This is a genomic window from Mesorhizobium sp. LNHC232B00 (genome assembly GCF_000502435.1).
GTDB lineage: Bacteria > Pseudomonadota > Alphaproteobacteria > Rhizobiales > Rhizobiaceae > Mesorhizobium > Mesorhizobium opportunistum.
Map to the genome: position 1 here is coordinate 81,485 of NZ_AYWP01000020.1, position 21,057 is coordinate 102,541.

At 64.4% G+C, this 21,057-nt stretch carries 21 protein-coding genes; 6 read left to right on the plus strand and 15 right to left on the minus strand.

The window, feature by feature from the left end:
* The first annotated feature begins 210 nt into the window (after positions 1 to 210).
* Together X743_RS146885 and X743_RS1000000172290 are read left to right on the plus strand one after the other, a co-directional pair.
* Complete coding sequence (locus X743_RS146885; protein ID WP_023767525.1) at positions 211 to 2,601, plus strand: polysaccharide biosynthesis tyrosine autokinase; 2,391 nt, start codon at positions 211 to 213, stop codon at positions 2,599 to 2,601.
* Positions 2,602 to 2,614: 13 nt separating this feature from the next.
* Positions 2,615 to 2,860: a hypothetical protein gene (locus X743_RS1000000172290; protein WP_156934482.1), complete on the plus strand. Its 246-nt coding sequence runs from the start codon at positions 2,615 to 2,617 to the stop codon at positions 2,858 to 2,860.
* A gap of 197 nt (positions 2,861 to 3,057) precedes the next feature.
* Here the strand turns inward: X743_RS1000000172290 and X743_RS146880 are convergent, their stop codons facing one another.
* Both X743_RS146880 and X743_RS146875 read right to left on the minus strand, forming a co-directional pair.
* On the minus strand, positions 3,058 to 4,140 hold the full coding sequence (locus X743_RS146880) for an acyltransferase (protein WP_023767527.1): 1,083 nt from the start codon (positions 4,138 to 4,140) through the stop codon (positions 3,058 to 3,060).
* Positions 4,141 to 4,275: 135 nt separating this feature from the next.
* Positions 4,276 to 6,183, minus strand: coding sequence for a propionyl-CoA synthetase (locus X743_RS146875; RefSeq protein WP_023767528.1), 1,908 nt, complete (start codon positions 6,181 to 6,183; stop codon positions 4,276 to 4,278).
* 155 nt (positions 6,184 to 6,338) lie between these two features.
* Here X743_RS146875 and X743_RS146870 point away from each other — a divergent pair, with 155 nt between their 5' ends.
* The 4 genes from X743_RS146870 to X743_RS146855 all read left to right on the plus strand — a co-directional run bounded on the left by X743_RS146870 (position 6,339) and on the right by X743_RS146855 (position 9,341).
* On the plus strand, positions 6,339 to 7,169 hold the full coding sequence (locus tag X743_RS146870; RefSeq protein ID WP_023767529.1) for a DUF2259 domain-containing protein: 831 nt from the start codon (positions 6,339 to 6,341) through the stop codon (positions 7,167 to 7,169).
* 436 nt (positions 7,170 to 7,605) lie between these two features.
* Positions 7,606 to 7,890, plus strand: coding sequence for a PqqD family protein (locus tag X743_RS146865; RefSeq protein ID WP_023767531.1), 285 nt, complete (start codon positions 7,606 to 7,608; stop codon positions 7,888 to 7,890).
* Between the two features lie 33 nt (positions 7,891 to 7,923).
* Entirely contained in the window at positions 7,924 to 8,358 is a 435-nt protein-coding gene (locus X743_RS146860; RefSeq protein ID WP_023767532.1) for a lasso peptide biosynthesis B2 protein, read from the plus strand.
* Between the two features lie 2 nt (positions 8,359 to 8,360).
* Positions 8,361 to 9,341 (plus strand): serine kinase, encoded by a 981-nt coding sequence (locus tag X743_RS146855; protein ID WP_031258102.1) that lies wholly within the window; start codon positions 8,361 to 8,363, stop codon positions 9,339 to 9,341.
* Between the two features lie 9 nt (positions 9,342 to 9,350).
* Here X743_RS146855 and X743_RS146850 read toward each other — a convergent pair whose 3' ends face one another.
* The 13 genes from X743_RS146850 to X743_RS146790 all read right to left on the minus strand — a co-directional run bounded on the left by X743_RS146850 (position 9,351) and on the right by X743_RS146790 (position 21,047).
* Positions 9,351 to 10,373, minus strand: a complete 1,023-nt coding sequence (locus X743_RS146850) for a nucleotidyltransferase family protein (protein ID WP_023767534.1) — start codon at positions 10,371 to 10,373, stop codon at positions 9,351 to 9,353.
* Positions 10,374 to 10,439: 66 nt separating this feature from the next.
* Positions 10,440 to 11,426: a dihydroxyacetone kinase subunit DhaK gene (dhaK, locus tag X743_RS146845; protein WP_023767535.1), complete on the minus strand. Its 987-nt coding sequence runs from the start codon at positions 11,424 to 11,426 to the stop codon at positions 10,440 to 10,442.
* A gap of 31 nt (positions 11,427 to 11,457) precedes the next feature.
* On the minus strand, positions 11,458 to 11,883 hold the full coding sequence (locus tag X743_RS146840; RefSeq protein ID WP_013891462.1) for a hypothetical protein: 426 nt from the start codon (positions 11,881 to 11,883) through the stop codon (positions 11,458 to 11,460).
* 11 nt (positions 11,884 to 11,894) lie between these two features.
* Positions 11,895 to 13,469 (minus strand): phosphoenolpyruvate--protein phosphotransferase, encoded by a 1,575-nt coding sequence (ptsP, locus tag X743_RS146835; RefSeq protein ID WP_031258103.1) that lies wholly within the window; start codon positions 13,467 to 13,469, stop codon positions 11,895 to 11,897.
* A 41-nt stretch (positions 13,470 to 13,510) separates the two neighbouring features.
* Entirely contained in the window at positions 13,511 to 13,813 is a 303-nt protein-coding gene (locus tag X743_RS146830; RefSeq protein ID WP_023767537.1) for an HPr family phosphocarrier protein, read from the minus strand.
* A 22-nt stretch (positions 13,814 to 13,835) separates the two neighbouring features.
* A complete protein-coding gene (dhaM, locus tag X743_RS146825; RefSeq protein WP_006325214.1) occupies positions 13,836 to 14,225 on the minus strand; it encodes a dihydroxyacetone kinase phosphoryl donor subunit DhaM in 390 nt (129 codons plus the stop codon).
* Complete coding sequence (gene dhaL / locus X743_RS146820) at positions 14,222 to 14,824, minus strand: dihydroxyacetone kinase subunit DhaL (RefSeq protein WP_023767538.1); 603 nt, start codon at positions 14,822 to 14,824, stop codon at positions 14,222 to 14,224. The genes dhaM and dhaL overlap by 4 nt, the downstream gene beginning before the upstream one ends.
* 72 nt (positions 14,825 to 14,896) lie before the next feature.
* On the minus strand, positions 14,897 to 16,540 hold the full coding sequence (locus tag X743_RS146815; protein ID WP_023767539.1) for a dihydroxyacetone kinase subunit DhaK: 1,644 nt from the start codon (positions 16,538 to 16,540) through the stop codon (positions 14,897 to 14,899).
* 73 nt (positions 16,541 to 16,613) lie between these two features.
* Complete coding sequence (locus tag X743_RS146810; protein ID WP_023767540.1) at positions 16,614 to 17,627, minus strand: ABC transporter ATP-binding protein; 1,014 nt, start codon at positions 17,625 to 17,627, stop codon at positions 16,614 to 16,616.
* Complete coding sequence (locus X743_RS146805) at positions 17,620 to 18,732, minus strand: ABC transporter ATP-binding protein (protein ID WP_023767541.1); 1,113 nt, start codon at positions 18,730 to 18,732, stop codon at positions 17,620 to 17,622. Before X743_RS146805 ends, X743_RS146810 begins: the two co-directional genes overlap by 8 nt.
* Positions 18,733 to 18,734: 2 nt before the next feature.
* On the minus strand, positions 18,735 to 18,938 hold the full coding sequence (locus X743_RS146800) for a hypothetical protein (protein WP_023767542.1): 204 nt from the start codon (positions 18,936 to 18,938) through the stop codon (positions 18,735 to 18,737).
* A gap of 214 nt (positions 18,939 to 19,152) precedes the next feature.
* Positions 19,153 to 20,103: a carbohydrate ABC transporter permease gene (locus tag X743_RS146795; protein WP_013891454.1), complete on the minus strand. Its 951-nt coding sequence runs from the start codon at positions 20,101 to 20,103 to the stop codon at positions 19,153 to 19,155.
* On the minus strand, positions 20,100 to 21,047 hold the full coding sequence (locus X743_RS146790; RefSeq protein ID WP_031258105.1) for a sugar ABC transporter permease: 948 nt from the start codon (positions 21,045 to 21,047) through the stop codon (positions 20,100 to 20,102). The genes X743_RS146795 and X743_RS146790 overlap by 4 nt, the downstream gene beginning before the upstream one ends.
* Positions 21,048 to 21,057 lie beyond the last annotated feature (10 nt).

Below are 21,057 nucleotides of genomic sequence, written 5' to 3' on the forward strand. Positions count from 1 at the left end.
GGATGTCCGGCGGCGAGGGCCGACAGGTCCCGCCGTCTGGCATGAAGCTTGCGTTGCCTGTAGGCGATGCTTCCGATCTTCGAGGCGCCTGACAGCCAAGGCATGATCCCGGAATGTGGGTTCCGGTTTTCGGAAAAGATCATGCTCAAACAGAGAGATAGAGCCCAGCCCAACGATCGGGATGGAACAGGCTCTGGAATTGGACCGACGATGAATTATGCCAACTTTCCTCTCGACAAGAGGATGCCATTGCCGAATTCGGATGCAGGAGACGGCGAAGACTTCATCGACATCGAGCGGCTGCTTGGCATGGCCGCACGGCAGGCCAAGGTGGTCGCCGTGTGTGCCGTCATCGGCCTTTTTTTGGGCTTGCTCTATATCCAGACCACGCCGCCCAAATATGTGTCGGTCGCCAGCGTGCTGATCGACGAGGGTCTGAACAAGATCGTCGATGACATTTCGGCGGCGTCCACAACCATGCAGACCGATAGCGCCATTCTGAGCCAGATCGAGATCCTGACCTCGACACGGCTTGCCGCGGTGGTCGTCGACAAGCTCAAGCTGGACCAGAACGATGCGTTCATGAACCCGCCCCAGTCGGCGCTTGCCCAGGGCGTCGGCCTCATCCGCGGGCTGATCCAGTATGTCCGCCCTAGCCCGGTCATGCCGGGCGTCGGCGACGTCAGCCAGCTCTCCCCCGCCGCTCGCGATGCGCTGATTGCCACGTCGCGGCGCGACTATGCGATCCTCAAGCTGCAGAATGAAATCCAGGCGGACCGTGTCGGGCGAAGCTACGTCATCGCGCTTGGCTACCAGGCGACGGATCCCGGACTGGCGACCGCGATCACCAAGGCCTATGCCGACGCCTATCTTGCCGATCAGCTCGATGCCAGCTTCGACGCCACCGAGCGCGCGGCGGTTTGGCTGCAGGGCCGGCTGACGGAACTGCGCGAAAGTTCGCAACAGGCATCGCTCGCGGTCGAAAAATTCAGGGCCGAGCACGGCCTGTCGGCCAACAGCGATGGCCAGTTGATGAGCGACAAGCAACTCGCCGACCTCAACGCCCAGCTCATCGTGGCCCAGGCCGACACGGCGCGCGCCAGCGCCCGCTATCAGCAGTACAAGTCGATCGTCGACAGCGGCTCCGAAAACGCCTTCAAGGATGCCGCCATATCGTCCGACCAGCCAAGCGGTGCGCTCATCTCGGCACTCAAGACCCGCTATCTCGCGGTCTCCAAGCGGCAGCAGGATGTCGAGGCGAATTTCGGCGCCCAGCACCCGCAAGCGGTGGCGCTCGCCAAGGAAAAGGCCGACATTTCGGCGCAGATCTTCGGCGAGCTGAAACAGCTGACCCAAAACTATCGCAACGAATATGAGGTTGCGCAGGCGCGCGAGACCGCGCTCAGGGCCAATGTCGCGGCAGCACAGGGCAAGAGTTCCATCGACAACCAGTCGCAGGTCAAACTGCGCGACCTCGACCAGAAGGCGACGGCGCTCTCGACGCTCTATCAGACCTTTCTTGGCCGTTACGAGGAAGCCGCGCAGCAGCAATCCTTCCCGGTCGGCAAGATCCGCATCATCTCGGACGCGTCGACGCCGCTCTCCGCCTCGAGCCCGCGCACCATCATCGTGCTTGGACTTTCGCTCGTGCTCGGCATGCTGATGGGCGCCGGTTTCGGCGGTCTCAACGAATTCAACGAGCGGTTCTTCCGGACCGGCGAGGAAGTGCGCGACCGCGTCGGCCTCAAGTTCCTCGGCTACCTGCCGACCATCGGCAGCAAGGCCGTCACCAAGGAGGACAAGGCGGTCGACGGTCAATTGGATGCCAAGGTCGCCAGATCGCCGGCCGCCATCGAAAGGCGCGCGCGCATGCGGGTGAGCATCGACGCTCCGGCATCGATGTTCTCCGAAACGCTGCGCAGCGCCAAGATCGCCTTCGATGTCGTGATGGAAGGGCAAGGCAGCCGCGTCATCGGCGTCATCTCGGTGCTTCCCGGCGAAGGCAAGTCGACAGTTGCGGCCAATCTCGCCGGGCTGCTTGCCGCCAATGGCTCCAAGACATTGCTGGTCGACGGCGACCTGCGCAATCCGGGCCTCAGCCGCAGCCTCGGCATGGAGGCCGAGCAAGGCTTGATGGAAGCGGTGGTGAACGGCCAGACCTGGCAGTCCGTCGGCAAGATCGATCGGCAGACCAAGCTGGCGATCATCCCGGCCGTATCGCGCGGGCATTTCTCGCACACCAGCGAGCTGCTCTCCTCGGCGGGAATGCGGCGCTTCATCGAGAACGCCAAGGAGACCTTCGAATACATCGTCGTCGACCTGCCCCCGCTCGGGCCGGTGGTCGACGCCAAGGCCTTCGCGCCGCTTGTCGATGGCTTCGTGCTGGTCACCGAATGGGGCCGCACGCCGCGCGCCATGGTGCGGTCGATGCTGGAATCCGAACCCTATGTCGCCAACAAGATCGTCGGCGCGGTGCTGAACAAGGTCGACCTGAAGAAGCTGGCCAAATACGGATCGTTCGGGGCGTCGGAAAAATTCTTCGACAAGTACTCGGCCTACTATCTCGACAAGTCGGAAGTGCGCAGCAAGGCGCGGGTCTGAGGTAGGCCATTGCTTGGCCAGCATGTTCGCCGAGCATCGAGTATGCCAGGAACGTTTGGGTGGACAAGCGAAGGAACTCGTCGGCGGCAAGTTGATGGAGCGTGCGGGAGGCGCGACGGTAGCTCGTCGCCTTCAATCAATCGAAGATGGTTTCCATCTCGACCTCAAAACCCTGACCGGTGCGATCCTTCGCGGACGGATTGCTGGCCCTTTTCAAAGGCTTTCTGGAGAGCCGCGCGCTCATCCCATTCTGGGTTGACGATCAATTTATAGCGTTCTGCCGTCGGCGGGTGCGTCGGTCCGTGGCGGAAGCGATGCTGGGCGCCGGCGAGCGTGAGCGCAAAGCTGCGTTTGGATTCGAAGCTTTGCCAGTGACGCTACCCGACGCCATCATTGATTTCTTGAGCAGTGGCGGCAGGGCCAAGCATTATGCTCAGCCCTCGTACCGGTCCGCGCCTACGCAGCCTTCAGCCGGTAGCGGAAAACGGTGTGGTCGAGCAGCAGTCGGACACGCGGCTCCGCCTCGGTCGCCACCAGCCAGCTTGCCGCGATCATGGTCGCGGCGACCGCCGCCATCGACAGGAGATAGGGCAGCCCGGCGCGCACCATGGCGCCAAGCATCGCCGCGCCGATGACGTCGTGGATCAGATAGAGCGGGTAGGTCATCAGGCCGATGCGGCGCCAGCCGCTCCAGGAGAGCTGAAGCCGCAGCGACAGCGCCATCAGGGCGATGGCGACGAGGAAGATCAGGATCGGTGGCGCATAGGGCATCACGGCCCCGACCTTGATGCTGTGAACGTCGACCGAACTGGCGATCTGCAGCACGCCGCCACCAAGGAACAGCAGGCAGAAGCCAAGGCGCGACGGCGTCAGCGCCTTGAACCGCATCAGCCAGAGCAGCACGCCGACAGCGAAGAAGCAGCCATGATGCACCAGGACGAGCTGCAGCCAGCGCGTTTCGGCGAAGTCGGACCAGCCGAGCGGGTAATAGAGGCACCAGAACAGCGTGCTGACTAGGCCGATGGCGATGGCGACCGCCTCCATAAGGTGGAAGCGGCCGAGCCGCAGCAGCACCCAGACGATGGCATAGAAGGCGATCTCGATGCCGAGCGTCCAGTAGACGCTGTCCACCCACGGGCCATAGGGCGCGAACAGGCCGGTGCGGACCAGCCTGACCACCGCATCGGTTGGCCAGCTCAGGCCGATGGCGAGCAGCAGCACGGCGGTGACCGGCGCGCAGATCCAGACCGCCGGCGCCAGCCTTTTCACCCTTGCCTCGAAGAACCGCAGCGGCGTCGAATTCTCCGCGCTGAAGGCGATGACGAAGCCGCTGATGACGAAGAATATCTCGACGCCGACCCAGCCGGACTCGACCCAGGCGCCTATTGCCGGCTGCTGGGGAACGCCGCCCGTGGCCTGCGCCGAGATGCCGTCGGGATAAGCCCACACCCAGAAGCCATAGTGGTAGACCATGACCAGCACGGCGGCGAGAAACCGCAGGATGTCGACGCCGCCAAATGTAATTTTCTGCTGAGCCATACCGAACCGCCGGATGGCCCCCCATTTGCCACTGTAGGGAGGGTTGCTGCATTGCACAATAAAAGTATTGCTTGCCGATTCGGCATAGGCTTGTTGGCAAGCAAGGCTGCGCGGGATCGCTCCCGGCCGGCGGCCTCAGACCCCGATCCCGCGCTCCTTCATGGCGGCGGCGATCTCGTCGAGGATGACCGGGTCGTCGATGGTCGCCGGCATGGTCCATTCCTCCTTGTCGGCGATCTTCTGCATGGTGCCGCGCAGGATCTTGCCCGACCGCGTCTTGGGCAAGCGCTTGATCGTCACCACGGTCTTGAAGGCGGCGACCGGGCCGATGCGCTCGCGCACCAGCGCGACGACCTCCTTCTCGATGGTGCCGCCATCACGCGCGACACCGGCATTCAGCACCACGAAGCCGAGCGGAATTTGGCCCTTCATCGCGTCGGCGATGCCGACGACAGCGCATTCGGCGACATCGGGATGGGCGGCCAGCACCTCTTCCATGGCGCCGGTCGACAGCCGGTGGCCGGCGACATTGATGATGTCGTCGGTGCGGGCCATGACATAGAGATAACCGTCCTCGTCGATCATGCCGGCATCGGCCGTCTTGTAGAAGCCGGGGAACTCGTCGAGATAGGCTTGGCGGAACCGCTGGTCGGCGTGCCACAGCGTTGGCAGGCAGCCCGCCGGCAGCGGCAGCTTGACCACCACATTGCCCAGCGTGCCGCGCGCCACCTCGTGGCCGGCATCGTCGAGCACGCGTATGTCATAGCCGGGCATCGGCACGCCGGGCGAGCCGTATTTCACCGGCAGCAGGCCGAGGCCTGCCGGGTTGATCGTCATCGGCGAGCCGGTCTCGGTCTGCCACCAATGGTCGACCACCGGCACGTTGAGCTTCTGCTCCGCCCATTTGATGGTTTCGGGGTCGGCGCGCTCGCCGGCGAGGAACAGCGTGCGGAATTTGGAGAGGTCGTATTTGGCAACGAACTCGCCCCTGGGGTCCTGGCCCTTGATCGCCCGAAAAGCGGTCGGCGCGGTGAACAGCGCGACCACGCCGTGTTCCGCGATCACCCGCCAATAGGTGCCGGCATCGGGCGTGCCGATCGGCTTGCCTTCGAACAGGATGCTGGTGCAGCCATGCAGCAGCGGTCCGTAGACGATGTAGGAATGGCCGACGACCCAGCCGACATCGGATGCCGCCCAGAACACTTCGCCCGGCTTGACGCCGAACTCGTTTTCCATCGTCCATTTCAGTGCGACCATGTGGCCGCCATTGTCGCGCACGATGCCCTTGGGTTGGCCGGTCGTGCCGGACGTGTAGATGATGTAGAGCGGGTCGGTGGCGAGCACCTCCACGCAGTCGACATTGGCGCCGGCCGCCCGCTCGCGGGCAACGGCATCGGCATAGTCGATATCGAAATGGTCCTTCAGTTCGCAACGCAACTGGTCGCGCTGCAGGATCAGGCAGGCGTCCGGCTTGTGGCGGGACATCTCGATCGCCTTGTCGAGCAGCGGCTTGTAGGCGACGATGCGGCCCGGCTCCAGCCCGCAAGAGGCCGATATGATCAGCTTGGGCCTGGCGTCGTCGATGCGGGTGGCCAATTCATGCGAGGCAAAGCCGCCGAACACGACCGAATGCACCGCGCCGATCCGGGCGCAGGCGAGCATGGCGATGGCCGCCTCCGCCACCATCGGCATGTAGATGATGACGCGGTCGCCCTTGCCGACGCCACGGTTCTTCAGCACCGAGGTCAGCGCCACCACGTCGCGCTTCAGCTCGGCATAGGTGAATTTTTTCACCGTTCCGGTGATGGCGCTGTCGTGGATCAGCGCGATCTGGTCGGCGCGCCCGCCGGCGACATGCCGGTCGATGGCGTTGTAGCAGGTGTTGCAGGTCGCGCCGGTGAACCAGCGGCCGTAGACGCCGGCGGTGGCATCGAACACCTTGTCCCATGGCGAATACCAGTCGATGGCGCTGGCCGCGTCCGCCCAGAATTTTTCCGGATCGCGTCTCCAACCCTCATAGACCTCATGATAGCGTGAAGCCATCCGTACCTCCCCAGGAACGATTTGCCGTCTTTGCATACAGCCTATGCTGTTTTTTCCGGCGCTGTCTTCCCTGATTTTCGTCTGAGACGTTCCCTGGCTTGACCAGGGAGGCGCGGTGTCGTGAACTGCCGTATCGGCGGGGAGGATGCGAACGAATGCGCCATTGGTGGTCGATCGCGGGCTGGCCGCTGGTTACGCTGGCGGTCGGTACGGCGATCGTTGTCTCGGCCGGTGTCGCCCGCGCCGGGGATGCCGCGGCACGGCGCATCATCGGCTTCTCGGCCGATGGCGCCTATTTCGCCTTCGAGCAGTATGGAACGCTCGACGCCGGCGCGTCGGATTCAGGCTACTCGGAGATCGACATCATCGACACCCGCACCGATCAGTTCGTTGGCGGCAAGCCCATTCTCGTCGTCGACGAAACCGAGGAGTCGACACTGACCCTGGAACAGGCCAGGGCGCAAGCGGCTGCCAAGGCGGCGCCGATCCTGGCGAAGTACGCCATTGCATCGCGGGGCACGCAAACAGCGTCCGACAAGTTCACCTTTCCCGGCGAGATCGTCGGCTACAACGACATTTCGCGTCTTGAGCAGGCGTCGCAGAAATGGCTTTCGCCGCTCTATGACGAGACCGAGGTTTCAACCATCCGGCTCGATGAGATCCTGGCCGACAGTGCGATCGATTGCTCAGCGAGTTTCAATGACATCCAGCAGGGTGACCAGGCGCTACAAGGCGACAAACCGGGCAAGGCGCTCGGCTTCCGGCTGACCTTGCAAGGCCAGGACGGCAAGCCGTTCAAGACCCTGCACGAAGACAAGGCCGTGCCCGGGTCGAGGAACTGCCCGACCTCCTACAGCCTGTCGGAATCCTATGAATTCACCCCTGTCGGCAAACCGGCGATGATCGTTGTGCTCGTGCAGCGCTTCAGTCAGGGCTTTGAAGGGCGCGACCGCCGTTTCATTGCCGTGACCGGGCAGCCTCGCTGAAGGTCGGTGGGTCCGCTTAACAGACGGTATTCATTGGGCAAATGCCGATTGCACTAGATCGGCAGGGCCACAAGCATGAGGCCTACGCCGCCGAAGATCAAAATGGCTGCTGCCATCGCTTTTCGATGACGTTCGAAAGTCGTCGGAGCCCGCTCCCAGTTGTAACGCATACGCTATCTCCCCAAAACCCCGGGAGTCCTTACCTTACTCTGGGGAAGAAAAGCAACGGTCCCGCCGGCCAACTCCCTTGTCTGCGGCGTCGCGCCGACGACCATTTCTGGGATGATTTCGGCTGGAACAGGTGGTGGAGGCATTTTGCAGCCACGGGATCTGTCGCGGTCGCAAGGCGCACGAGCCCATCCCCGCCGGCCGATAGACAGCGCTCCACCGCCGCGCTATCTCATTTCGGGGTTCTTATGGCTTGGTGGGGTTGGTTATGGAAATTGCCTCTGGAACGGTTCTGCGGCTGGCCGACGACGCTTCGGTCCAGCATGTCGGCGACGGTGCCGTCGTGCTTCTGGCGCGCAGCGGCCAGCTCTATACATGCAACGGCACGACCGAAGCCTTTCTCGACAAGGTGGACGGCGCGCGCAGTCTCGATCAGATCGTCGGCCTGCTTTGCGAGGAGTTCGAGGTCGACAAGGGCACGCTGGATGAAGACATGGCGGCGCTGGCCACCGAACTGATCTCGGAAGGCATCCTTGCCGCCTCCGGTGCGTGATGGAGGTAGGTGCGTGATGGAGCTAGGTGCGTGATGGCCGACGGTCCGCTCCTGCGTGCCCTGTTTCGATGCCATCTCTGGGCAAGCGCGCGGCTGATGCCGGTCCTCATCGCAAACCGCAGCTTCGAGCAGGTGCTGAAATGGGCGCCGCTGGCCTCGTCGACACCCTATCGCGGTCTGCCGGCCGCCTACATCGTCGCCAGAGTCAACCGCACCGTCCGCCATCCCTGGCAGATGCGCGACCGCAGATGCCTGCGCGAGGGGCTGCTCGGCCATCGCTTCCTGCGTCTCGCCGGTTTCGATCCGGAGCTGCGCTTCGGCGTTGATCCGAAGTCGCTGCAGGCACCGCATCTGTCGGCGCATTGCTGGGTTTGTCTTGATGGCAGACCGGTGGTCAGCGATCGCCTTCCGGGCATGGTGGAGATCTATCGTCACCATGCCGACCCCACAAAGGTGCGCCCCGCTTGACCATGCGCTCTGCCTGCTATGGCCTCAACGGCCAGATCCTCGGCATATCGGCCGAACGCCCCGACCTATGGGAGGATTTCGACAGGATGCTGGGCGTCCTGCGCATCACGGATCCCGTCGAGCCGGGCTTTCGCCTCGATATCGCTGAGGCGGACGTTCTGGATGAGGCTCCCGGCGGTTCGCTCGTCTTCGACGGCGAGATACCGGAGGATGGCCACTGCCGGATGATCGCCGATGGCGCCACGATCCACCTCGTCTTTCCCGGACGCCAGACCGTAGCCATCAATGACGAGGAGGCTTGGGCCAAACTCCGGGTTCGGCCCGGCACGAAAGCCGCTTGGACGCCATCGATGCTGGTTCTGGACGCCGCCCTCGACGCCGGCGGCCAGCATATGCTGCACACGGCCGGCCTGACATTGCCGGGCCGTGATGCCGTCGTGCTGATCCATGCGCCGAGCGGCACCGGCAAGACCACCACGTCGCTGGCGCTGGCAACGCAAGGCTTTGGCCTCTGTTCCGACGACGCCATGATCCTGGATCTGACTTCAGGCAAGCCGATGGCTTGGGGTCTGCCGCGGCACGTCAAGATCCACCAGATAACCGCCGAAATGATCCCGCAGGTGGCGCCATGCCTTGGCCCCTCCTGGGACCGCAATGGGGAGCAGGCCGTCTCGCTGGAGCGGTTGAGCGAGATCGTGCGGATCGAAAGCCCGGTGGCCCGACCCGTGGCCGCCCTCCTGCACCTGGCGCGCTCCGCAGACGGGCAGACGCGGCTCGTCGCCATGGCCCGCACCGACGCGATGGTAGCGCTGGCGATGGACAATGTCCGCACCGGCATGACCGGCCTGCTGCCGCTGCAGAAACGCCGGCTGGCGACGATCGGCAAGCTGGTCTCATCGGTGCCGACCTTCACGCTGGAAGTCGGTGCCCGCCCGGCCGACGCCGCGGCGCTGATCAATGCCACATTGGCCAGGCAGGACTGAGCCGGAGCTTCAGGCTGGGTATGGCCGAGCCTTGGCCAGGCGCTGGATCCAGCGGAAGGCATCACGGCGCAGGCGTGAGCCGATCTTTTCCCTCGAATTGACCCTGAGCAGCGTGTTCGTGGTGATCAGCCGTTTGGCCAGCCTTATCGAAAGGTCGGGCTTGATGCGGCCGGCGAGTTCAAGTGCACGGCGCTCGCCGAACAGCTCGCCGGTCACATTGAGCACGATCGCCAGTTCGAGTTCGATGCCGGTCATGCGGGCGGCGTCGAGCAGGCGGGCTTCCGCTTCGGGGGACTGCAGTGCCCGCACGCCTTGCAGCACATCGACGCAAAGCTGCAGCCGATGAAATTTGTGGCCGCCGGCGGCATGCACGATGGCGATAGTCAGCAGGGCTGCCGGCGTGTCGGTAGCATCGCCGTCGATGACGCGCAATTCGCGGAAACCGAGCGACAGGCGTCGGCGCATGCCCGTATCGTGCACGAGGTCGCCATGCAGTTCGACCAGCAGGCTCGAATTCCCCTTTTCCAGCCATTTGAATTCCTGCAGCTGGTAGGATTCGGCTTCATTGCTGCCAAGCTCGAAGCCGCATGAAGCGATCACCCGGTTTGCCCGTGCAAGGTTGGCGGGCTCGACGAGGATGTCGATGTCGGTGAACGGCCTGTCGGTGACGTGGCGATAGAGCTTTCCCGCAAAGACCGGGCCCTTGACGATCCGTGCCGGAATGCACTCGGCGGCGAGCACCTTCATGATGCGGCCGCCATGGTAATTCAGTAGCATCGATTGGCCGGTGGCGATCGGCGCTTTCTGGCGCAGTTCGTGAAGTTTGCTCTGCACGTTCGCATCCGATGTCAGATGCGCGTTGCCACGGTCATGGAGCTTGCGCAGCATGATCGGCAGAACGCCATGAAACTCCGCGTTGTCGAGCAGTGCCGACAAAGCCTTTGCCGACAAATCGTCCTCGACTGCCGCGGCCTCCGGATCGGCGAAGCGCAGCAGCAGTTTTTCTTCGGCGGAGTTGAGGAATGGCAGCATCAGCCCGGGCAAGTTGCTAAATGGACGGCCCAGGATGGTTGCAGAAAAGCGCTGTGGAAGCCAGCGCTACATGCCCCACCGCAGTGCTGCCGTGTGGACCGGCGCATCCCACCAGCCGGTCGTCTCATCATCAAGCATGGTCAGCGTGATTGAGCAGCCGGCCATGTCGAGCGAGGTGACATAGGTGCCGACCAGCGAGCGGGTAATTGTCACGCCGTGCCTCTCGAAGATACGACGCGCGCTGTTGTACATCAGATAGAGTTCCATCAGCGGCGTGCCGCCGAAGCCATTGACGAACAGCAACGCCGGGCCTTTCGCCTCGTCGCCGAGATCGCCCAGGATCGCGGCGCAGATTTCCTCGGCGATGGCGTCAGCGCTCTTCAACGTATCGCGCCGGCGGCCGGGTTCGCCATGGATGCCGACGCCGAATTCCATCTCGCCGTCGCCGATGGCGAAGGTCGGCTTGCCGGCCGCCGGCACCGTGCCGCTGGTCAGCGCCACGCCCATCGAGCGGGTCGCGGCATTGACCCGGTCGCCCAGCGCCTTCAACGCCGGGAGCGCCAGGCCACGCTCTGCCGCCGCGCCGACGATCTTTTCGACCACCAGCGTGCCGGCGACGCCGCGCCGGCCGGTCGTGTAGGATGAATTCTCGACGGCGACGTCGTCATTGGTCACCACCTGCAGGATGCCATCGGACATTTCCGCCGCCATGTCGAAGTTCATCACGTCGCCCTCATAGTTCTTGACGATGAACAGGCAACCGGCGCCGGTGTCGACGGCTTGCGCCGCCGCCAGCATCTGGTCGGGCGTCGGCGAGGTGAAGACCTGGCCGGGGCAGGCGGCGTCCAGCATGCCATGGCCGACAAAGCCGCCATGCAGCGGCTCGTGGCCGGAACCGCCGCCGGAGATCAGCGCCACCTTGCCTGGCCGCAGGGTTCTGCGACGGACGAATTTATGCTCCTCGCCAAGCGCCAGGATATCGGCATGGGCGGCGACGAAACCGTCGAGGCTCTCGGTCAGCACCGTGTCCACCGAATTCATAAATTTCTTCATGGCGTCCTCCCGAACAGTCCGGCAAGAATGGTCAGCCGCCACCCTTGCCGGTGATGCTGGTGATCTTCTGGATGAAGTCGTTGACCGCCCTGTCGAGCGCGGCGTTCTGCTTGTCGTCGCCGAAATCCGGCACGACAAGCGAAACATGCCGCGTCTTGCGCATGCCAGCCGCGACCGACATTTTTCCCGGATGCGCCTGATGGTAGGCGGCGAGGAACTGATCGCGCTCGGCCGGGCTGAAATGGCAGACGGAGAATATGGCCGGCAAGTGTTTTGACGGAATCGGGATCGAATAGGTCGGACTGGAGATTTGCGTGACGAAGCTGCGGTGCTTGCCGAGCGCGTCGGCGAGACGCTGGCGCATGCCGGACGGCCGCTGGTCGATGACATGCGACAGGATCGTCTTGTAGGCTCGGATCGCTTCTTCGGAACCGGGTTCGGGCGTCTTGTCGACCATGCCTGCCACGCCTACACCGAAATGTCCGCGATGGCCGCCTTGGCCATGGCGAGTTGCGCCGGCGCCACGGAGAGATCGCGCAAGCCGGCCTCGATCAGCGCGGGGATCGAGGCGGGATCGCCGCCGGCATCGCCGCACAGGCTGACGGGAATACCATTGTCCCGTCCGAAGGCGGTGACCGAGCCGATCAGCCGCAGCACCGCGGGATGGCGGACCGAATTGAGATGCGCGACCGCGGCATTGTCGCGCGCCGCCGCCATCACATATTGCGTCAGGTCGTTGGAGCCGATCGAGAAAAAGGCGGCGCCGGCGAAGGCCTCCGGCGCGATGGCCACCGACGGCACTTCGACCATGATGCCGAGCGGCGGCATCCGCTGCACTGTGCCGCGCGCGGCAAGGGCTGCCTGTTCGTCGGTGAACAAGGCGGCTGCGCGCTCATACTCCTCGGCCGTGGCGATCATTGGAAACATGACCCTGAGATTGCCGTGTGGCGCGGCGCGCAGCAATGCCCTGATCTGAACACGGAAGATATCGAGCCGCGCCAGCGACAGCCTGATCCCGCGCAGGCCGAGGAATGGGTTGCCTTCCTCGACGGTGAAGCCCGGCACCGGCTTGTCGCCGCCGGCATCGACAGTGCGGATCGTCACCGGCTTGTCGCCGGCCCATTCCAGCACCTTGCGATAGGCGCGATACTGGGTCTCCTCGTCCGGCAACGTCTTGCCGAACAGGAATTCTGTGCGCATCAGGCCGACGCCGTCGCAGGTCGCGATGTCGATTGCGTCGACATCCGACGGATCGGCGATGTTGACCTGGACGCGCACCGCCGTGCCGGCTTTGGTCAGCGCCGGCCTTGCCAGAAAGGTCTGCGCCTTGCCCTGGCGGGCGGCGAAGGAAGAGGACGACTGCCGGAAAGAGCCGATCTCGGCCGGCGAGGGCGCCAGCACGATATTGCCGTGCTCGGCGTCGAGCAGCGCCATGCCGGCCAGACCGGCGGGTGGTTCGCGTAGGCTCACGACCATCGGCACGCCGCGTGAGCGCGCCAGCATGGCGACATGGCTGGCGGTGCTGCCCGCCTTCAGCGCGATGCCGCCGCCGCTGCTCCAATCGGTTTCGAGAAAACGCGTCGGCGCGATGTCCTCGCCATAGAGAATGGCGCCGGCCGGGGCTGTGCTGGCACCGTCATCGGTCAGGGCATGCAGCACCTGGTCTCTGATATCGCGCAGGTCTCCGGCGCGGGCGCGAAAATAATCCTGGTCGGAGGCTTCATAGCCGGCGATCTCGCCGTCGAGTGCCTGCCGCCAGGCCGCGTCGGCGGCCCGTCCGGAATCGATCGACGCGAAGGCTGGTCCGCTCAGCGCATCGTCTTCCAGCATGGCGATGTGGAATTCGAGTATGCCGGCGGCGTCGCTGTCGGCGGTTCCGGCCATGGTCATGAGCCGGCTCACCGCCTTGCCGATCGCCGCCCTCAGTGACGCCTTCTCCTCCTCGGGAGTGGCTTTGCTGGTGTAGACTGCCGGCGGCCGGTCGAGCTCGAACAGCGGCCCCTCGGCATAGCCGGCCGAAGCCGGTACACCCTCAATCCGCATGGCCCGCATCCCCCGCGGGTCGATGCAGACGTGGGCCGGCCTCACGCCGACCGGACATGACCGGCACCCTCGTCGAAATCGCGCCGCACCAGTTCGACCAGCGCGTCGACGGCATCATTGGCGCCGTCGCCGCTGGCCCTGATGTGCAGCACCGTGCCCTTCGGCGCCTTGGCCGCCATCACCTTGACGATGCTCTTGGCGTCGAACCACGGCCCGTTGGCGGCAAGCGCTATTTCCACGTCGGCGGCAAAGGTCTTGGCGAGCTTGGTGAATTTCACCGAAGGACGCGCATGCAGGCCCACATCATGGGTGATCAGGACGGTCGCTTCGGCGGCTGCGGACATGTCTTTCAAAATTCCCGTTTACTCACGACGGCGACAATTCATGCGCCGTCGCAACCACTTCCCGAAGCGAGGCGCCGCCGGACGCCTCGGTCGCGGCCATCACCGCGCCTTCGACGATCGGCGCGTTGCAGACGATGATCTTCTGCGCGCGGGGTTCGCCGATCATCTCCACCGCCATTTCCGAGTTGGTCTCGGCGCCGCCGAGATCGACCAGAATGGCGACGCCGGCTTCCGACCAGGCCTTGTCGATGGCGCCCATGATCGCCTCGACATTGGTGCCGAGCCCGCCATGACCGTTTCCGCCGCACCATGCAAGCGGCACTTCGTCGCCCACCATCTGGCGCACCATGTCGGCCGTGCCTTCCGCGACCAGCGGCGAATGCGACACGATCACGATCCCGACATTGCTCATGCGCTTTCCCCGATCGCTTGTTCCACCGTGCGCACCAGCAGTGCCGTCGAGCGCGCGCCGGGATCCATGTGGCCGATCGAGCGGTCGCCGAGGAACGAGGCGCGGCCACGCTGAGCCTTCATCGGCACGGTCGCCTCGGCCGCAGCGTCGGCGATGTCGGCTATCTCGGCCGCGGTCTTTCCCCCGGCCAATGCGTCATGCACCGGCTGCAGCACATCGAGCATGGTTTTTTGGCCAACCTGCGACTTGCCGCGCGCCGCCACCGCTTCGATCGCTCTGCCAAAGGCCACCGTCAGGTTGGCGCGGTCGGGCTCCGCCGAAATCTCCTTGCCCAGCGCCATGAACAATGTTCCGAACAACGGGCCGGACGCGCCGCCCACCGTCATCACCAGCTTGGTGCCGATCGCCTTCAGGGCGTCGGGCAGCGGCTTTGCCGCGAACGCATCCGCCTCGGCCCGTACGGCCTCGAAGCCGCGTTTCATGTTCAAGCCATGGTCGCCGTCGCCGATCGCCTGGTCGAGCGCCGTCAATTCCTCGGCGTGGGCGGCGATCGTGTCAGCCGCGGCCGCAACCAGCCTGGCAAGGTTCAACGTCGCCATGTCGCCCAGACTCCCGGTTTCCACCTTGACGGCAGTAGCGAAAGAACCGTCATTCGACAACTGGTGCATGCGTCAGGCCGTGACGAACAGCGTCGCGGCGGCCGCGAACACCTCGGCCACGGCATGGGCGCCGGGATCGGCCACGCCCTGCAACTGGCTGCCGACATAGGCGGACCGCCCGGCCTTCGCCTTCGCCATGGCCGCCGTTGTCTCCGCGCCGCGCCGGGCCGCCGCCGCCGCTTCTTCCAGCCCGTTGGCGTCGAGCGCTTTCAGGGCTGGCTCCAGGGCATCGACCATCGTGCGGTCGCCAAGCTGTGCGCCGCCATAAAAAGTCATCCGCTCGAGGCCGGCAAGCAGCGCCTTGGCCACATCGGCGCCGCCATCCAGAGCCTGCGCCGCCGCGGTGAAGAAGATCGACAGCAGCACCCCGCTGGAGCCGCCCATCGATGCGCTCAGGACGTCACCTATTGCCCCGAGGGTTGCCGCAGGCTCGGCAAGCGGCAGCGTATCGAGACGTTCGAGGATGCTGCGCGCGCCGGTCGCCACCGTCGAGCCGGTGTCGCCGTCGCCCGCCTTGGCGTCAAGCCCGTTCAACGTGGCTTCAAGCGAAATCAGCCTTTCGCAGACCGTGACGATCACGCGCCTGGTGCCGGCGTCCTGGCTGGCCTTGTATGCAGCACTTTGTCCAGCTGCTTTCGCCATTGGCACGATGGCAGGCGCTGCGACCGGCTTGGCCGGCATCCAGGCATGCGGACCGACCGGCGCCAGCAAGGCTGTCTCACGCGCGGCGTCGAGCTGGATCAGCGACAGCGAGAAGCCGTTCATGTTGAGTGCCGTCATCAGCGGGCCGGGCCCGACGGTCAGTTTGACCGCCTTGCCGAGCGGCGAGGCAAGCACCGCATTGGCGATAACAGACATTTCGAGCGGCGGCACGGAGCCGAGATTGTTGATCAGCAAGGCATAGGCGGCCTTCGGGTCGAGCCTCACCGCCAGGCGCTCCGCCATGATCGCCATCAGCCGGTCGGCGCTTTGCACCGCGATGCGCTCGACGCCCGGCTCGCCATGAATGCCGAGGCCGAGCTCGCCGTCGTTTTCGCCAAACCGGTCCTCATGCGGCTGCCCGGGAATGGAGCAGGACGACAGCGACATGCCGAGCGAGGCGATGTCCTTCGCCGCTGCCCGGGCCGCTGTCGCGATATCGGCCAGATCGTGACCGGCTTCCGACAGGTGTCCCGCGATCTTGTGGACGAACAAGGTGCCGGCAACACCGCGCGGCTGGGCGATGTCGGGCAATGCGATGTCGTCGGCGACGATCACCATCTCGACGCGAAAGCCTTCGGCGCGCGCCTTCTCGGCGGCCAGGCCGAAATTGAGACGGTCGCCGGTGTAGTTCTTGACGATCAGCAGGCAGCCGGCCGGTCCGGTAACTGTGCGGATGGCCGCCAGCACCGCCTCGACGCTCGGCGAGGCGAAGATCTCGCCGGAGACCGCCGCCGTCAGCATGCCCTTGCCGACGAAGCCCGCATGCGAAGGCTCATGCCCGGCGCCGCCGCCGGAAACGACGCTGACTTTCGACTTGTCCCAGTCGGCGCGCAGCACCACCTTGAGCTCGGGATAGCCGTCGAGGCGCGCCAGTTCGCCTGAGCCGATGGTCCGCAACAGGCCATCCAGCGCCTCGGTGACGATCGTTTCCCTGCGGTTGAAAAAGTGCTTCATCGAATTCGTCCCGTATTCGCAATCGTCAATCACAAGCCGGCATTATCCTTTGGGGGAAAACACCGAAAACCGTTCACATCAGTCGTTGTCCGTCGGCGCCGAAATAGAGCGGCGAGCGGTAGCGGATCACCACTCTGTCGCCTTGCGACAGGTCCGTGTCCGGGTCGGTCAGCGTCACCAGTTTCTTCGGGCCGACCGTCACATGCAGGTGGTTCTGGTCGCCGAGATGCTCGACCCAGTCGACGACGCCGTCGGCATGGCCATTCATTGCTTTTTCGATCGTCAAATGTTCGGTGCGCGCGCCGATCGTCCTGGTGCCGGCCGGCGCGCCGCCATCGGGCAGCAGCCCCGTCGGCAGCAGATTGATCGCCGGCTGGCCGAGCCTTGCCGCGACATGCAGGTTCGCCGGCTCGGAATAGATCGTTCTCGGCGAGCCGATCTGCACCAGCACGCCGTCCGCAAGGATGCCGATGCGGTCGGCCATCGTCATTGCCTCGATCTGGTCGTGCGTGACGTAGAGCATGGTGGCGCCGAGTTCGGACTGGATGCGCTTCAGCTCGAGCCTGAGATCCGCGCGCAGCTTGGCGTCGAGCGACGACAGCGGCTCGTCCATCAGATAGATGGCGGGCTTGCGCACCAGCGCGCGGCCGATGGCGACGCGCTGCATTTCGCCGCCCGACAGCTTGGTCGAGCGGTTGGCGAGCTTGTGGTGGATGCGCACCATCTTCGCCACCTCCTCGACCCGGCGGCGGATCCGGTCCTCCGGTATTTTCCGGGCCGGCGAGCGCAGCGGGAAGGCGAGATTGTCGAACACCGATAGATGCGGATAGAGCGAGTATTGCTGGAACACGAAAGCCGTGTCGCGCTCGGCCGGCGACAGCGTCGTCGCATTGTGGCCGCCGATCTCGATCGTGCCGCTATCCGGCCGCTCCAGCCCGGCGATCAGGCGCAGCGTCGTCGTCTTGCCGGCCCCCGTCGGCCCGAGCAGCACGACGAATTCGCCGTCTTCTATGTGCAGGTCCAGACCGTCGACGGCGACATGCTCGCCAAAGCTCTTGGTCACGTTCTTGATATGGACGTCAGCCATGCTGCGCTCTCCCTTGAGAGGCGGTATCGTGAACAGCGGTTCTCACCGCGCGGCCGGATCCCTTGTCGAACAGCGACAGCCGCGCGCTGTTCAACGTCAGGCCGACATGATCGCCGGCGTTGAGCCGGATTTCGGCCGGCACCCGCGCCTTGATGATGCCGTCCGCCGTTTCCACCGCGACGATCTGCGTCGTGCCGAGATATTCGGTGCCGTAGATGGCGCCGCGAAGCTTCGAGGCGTCGTCGAAGCGGATATGCTCAGGCCGGATGCCAAGCGCCATGTCGGCCGGCGCAATGTCCTCGCGCACCTCCGGCACCGCGACCTTCGCGCCCTGGACGACGATCTCCTTCGCGCCCTTGGTCAGCCCGCCACCGAAGCCGAGGAAATTCATCGGCGGCGAACCTATGAAGTCGGCGACGAACATCGTCGCCGGGCGATCGTAGATTTCGCGGGGTGTTCCGAACTGTTCGATGACGCCGTGGTTCATGACAGCGATCTTGTCGGCCATCGACATCGCTTCCATCTGGTCATGCGTGACATAGACCGTGGTGGCGTGGATGCGGTTGTGCAGCTCGCGCAGCTCATGAACCATCAGATCGCGGAATTCGGTATCGAGCGTGCCGAGCGGTTCATCCATTAGGAAGCATTTCGGACGCCGCACGATGGCGCGGCCGAGCGCCACGCGCTGGCGGTCGCCGCCGGCAAGGCCCGAGACGGATTTGTTGAGCAGATGGTCGATGCGCAGGAGTTTTGCCGTCTCCTCGACCCGCGTGCGGATTTCGGCCGCCGGCATGCCTTGCGCCAGGAGCGGAAAGCCGATGTTCTTGCGCACATTCATATGTGGGTAGAGCGCGAACAGCTGGAACACGAAGGCGATGTCGCGTTCGCGGGCCCGCAGCATGGTGACGTCCTCGCCACCGAGCAGGATCTCGCCGCCGGTCGGCAGTTCGAGCCCGGCGATCATGCGCAAGGTCGTCGTCTTGCCGCAGCCCGAAGGCCCAAGCATGACGAAGAACTCGCCATCCTCCACGACGAAGTTGGAATCCTGCACGGCGACGAAATCGCCGAAGGCCTTTCTCAAATGTTGGACGCGGATCTCGGCCATGATTATTCCGGGAACTTCGAGACGATGATGAACATCACGGTGCCGGCGAGCATGGTGATGAAGGAATAGGTGTAGAGCGACAGCGCGAAGGGCTGGAACAGCATCAGGAAGCCGATGGCGATCAGCGCCGTGGCGACGTTTTCCATCAGGCCGCGCCTGGCCCAACGGGGCCATGATGTTTTCCTGGAGATGGCGAGGCGGGTCATGCGTAGCTCCCTTCCTTCTCGCCGTTCAAGCGGAGAGATGGTTGCGGGGTGGTTCCCCCACTCCGTCGCTGCTTCGCAGCGCCACCTCTCCCCCCTCCGGAGGGAGAGGAAGGGAGCCTGGCTGAATGAAGTTCGCGCCCTTCCTCTACCCCGTCGATCGCGGGAGAGGTGTCGAGCGAAGCTCGACGGAGTGGGGGTCGACCTCGCACATCACTCATTTCCGCACCGCCCCAAAAGTGATGCCGCGCAGCAATTGCTTGCGAAGCAGAATGGTGAAAACCAGGATCGGCACCAGGAAGATCGTCGTTCCGGCCGCCACCGCCGGCCAGTCCTGGCCGCCTTCGCCGATGATGGTCGGGATGAAAGGCGGTGCCGTCTGTGCCGTGCCGGAGGTCAGGAGTGCGGCGAACGCATATTCGTTCCAGGCGAAGATCAGGCAGAAGATGGCCGTCGCGGCAATGCCGGTCGTCGCCTGCGGCAGCACGGTGCGCCAGAAAGCCTGCAGCCGCGTATAGCCGTCGATCATCGCCGCCTCCTCGTATTCGCGCGGGATCTCGTCGATGAAGCCCTTCAGCAACCACACCGCCAGCGAGACATTGACCGCCGTGTAGAGCAGGATCATGCCGAGTGCCGTGTCGGAGAGGCCAAGCTCGCGGTACATCAGGTAGATCGGGATGGCGACGGCGATCGGCGGCATGAAGCGCGTCGACAGGATGAAGAACAAAAGGTCGTCCGCCAGCGGCACCTTGAAGCGCGAGAAGCCATAGGCCGACAGCGTGCCGAGGAAGACGGCGCAAAAGGTCGAGCCGAAGGCGATGATCAGCGAGTTGGCGAAGCGCGGCAGGAAGTTGGACGGGCCGGCGATCACCATGTTGCGCTTGCGCACCGTCTCGTCGCAGAAGCCGGTCGCCGGTCCCAGCGAGTTGATGTACTCCGGCGTTTGACGTGTGCGCGTCGTGAACAGGTTGCAGTAACCCTCGATGCTAGGCTGGAACAGGACCTTGGGCGGATAGGCGATCGAGTCCGGCGGCGTCTTGAAGCTGGTGGCGAAGATCCACAACAGCGGAACGATCGAGATCAACGCGTAGGCGATGATGATCGCGCCGGCGATGCGCTTCGAGTTGGCCGAGGGGGCGACGACCGAATGGGCAGTGGTCAGGCTCATCTCTGCTTCACCTTGTTGAGCGCCTTGACGTAGATGTTGGCGAGGCCAAACACTGCGACGAACAGGATGATGGCGAAGGCCGAGGAATAGCCGGTGCGCCAGCTCTCGAAAGCCTGCCGCTTCAGCGTGATCGAGGCGACTTCGGTGGTCGATCCAGGCCCGCCGCCGGTCAGGAGATTGACCATGTCGAACATCTTGAAGTTCTCGATGCCGCGAAACAGCACCGCCAGCATGATGAAGGGCAGCGCCATAGGCAGCGTGATCGACCAGAATTGCCGCCAGTTGGAGGCGCGGTCGACCTCGGCCGCCTCATAGATGTATTCGGGGATCGAGCGCAGGCCCGCGAGGCAGATCAGCATCACGTAGGGCGTCCACATCCAGGTATCGACGATGATGATCGACCACGGCGCCAGCGACACGTTGGAGAGCATCTGGATGCTTGTCGGTGGAATGCCGGAGACGAACGAGATGACATAAGAGAACAGGCCGATCTGCGGTTCGTAGAGGAAGCGCCAGAAATTGCCGACCACCGCTGGCGACAGCATCATCGGTACCAGGATCAGCGTCGTCCAGAAGGCGTGGCCGCGGAACTTCCTGTCGATCAGCCAGGCCAGCGTGAAGCCGATCAGCGTCTGCAAAAGGATCGTCCAGAACACGAAATGCGCGGTCGTCTGCATGGCGATCCAGATATCCTTGTCGCCGAGGATGCGCTGGTAGTTGGCAAAGCCGAGATTCTTCACCACTTCGTTGGGCCGGTTGGCCCGGTAATTGGTGAAGGAGAGATAGATCGCCCAGAACAGCGGGAAGATGTTGATGGCGAGCAGCAACAGGATCGTCGGCGAAATGAACAGCCAGGCGAGGCCCTTGTCGCTGATGCCCCGGACCTTGCGGGCCAACGGCTCCGGGGTCGCCCGGGCAACGTTCTCCGCGGTCCGATTGAGCATGGTGAGTCCT